1 rRNA gene is annotated in these 848 nt (G+C 57.8%); it reads left to right on the top strand.

Features of this window, described 5'->3' with window-relative positions:
• Positions 1-848: ribosomal RNA gene (locus SM452_RS30380) — 23S ribosomal RNA — on the top strand; the annotation flags it as partial.

The raw sequence follows: 848 nt of genomic DNA, 5'->3' as shown, positions 1-848 counted from the left end.
TTCAGTCGCATGCTCTAGACCCGAAGCGGAGTGATCTAGCCATGGGCAGGCTGAAGCGCGGGTAAGACCGCGTGGAGGGCCGAACCCACCAACGTTGAAAAGTTGGGGGATGACCTGTGGTTAGGGGTGAAAGGCCAATCAAACTCCGTGATAGCTGGTTCTCCCCGAAATGCATTTAGGTGCAGCGTCGCGTGTTTCTTGCCGGAGGTAGAGCACTGGATGGTCTAGGGGGCCCACAAGCTTACCGAAATCAGCCAAACTCCGAATGCCGGTAAGTGAGAGCGCGGCAGTGAGACTGCGGGGGATAAGCTTCGTAGTCGAGAGGGAAACAGCCCAGATCACCAGCTAAGGCCCCTAAGCGTGTGCTAAGTGGAAAAGGATGTGGGGTCGCATAGACAACCAGGAGGTTGGCTTAGAAGCAGCCACCCTTTAAAGAGTGCGTAATAGCTCACTGGTCAAGTGGTTCCGCGCCGACAATGTAGCGGGGCTCAAGCACACCGCCGAAGCTGTGGCATTCACACAATAACTTCGTATCTCCTTGATGAGGTATGCAGGTGTGTGGGTGGGTAGGGGAGCGTCGTGCCGGGGGTGAAGCAGCGGGGTGACCCAGTTGTGGACGCGGCACGAGTGAGAATGCAGGCATGAGTAGCGAAAGAAGGGTGAGAAACCCTTCCGCCGGATGACCAAGGGTTCCAGGGCCAGGCTAATCCGCCCTGGGTGAGTCGGGACCTAAGGCGAGGCCGAGAGGCGTAGTCGATGGACAACGGGTTGATATTCCCGTACCCGCGAAAGAGCGACCCTGATGAACCTCGTTGTGCTAACCACCCGAACTGCCGGCGGTCTTCGGA

The organism is Micromonospora sp. SYSU B005 (genome assembly GCF_055362685.1).
This window is presented reverse-complemented; position numbering and strand designations above follow the sequence as displayed.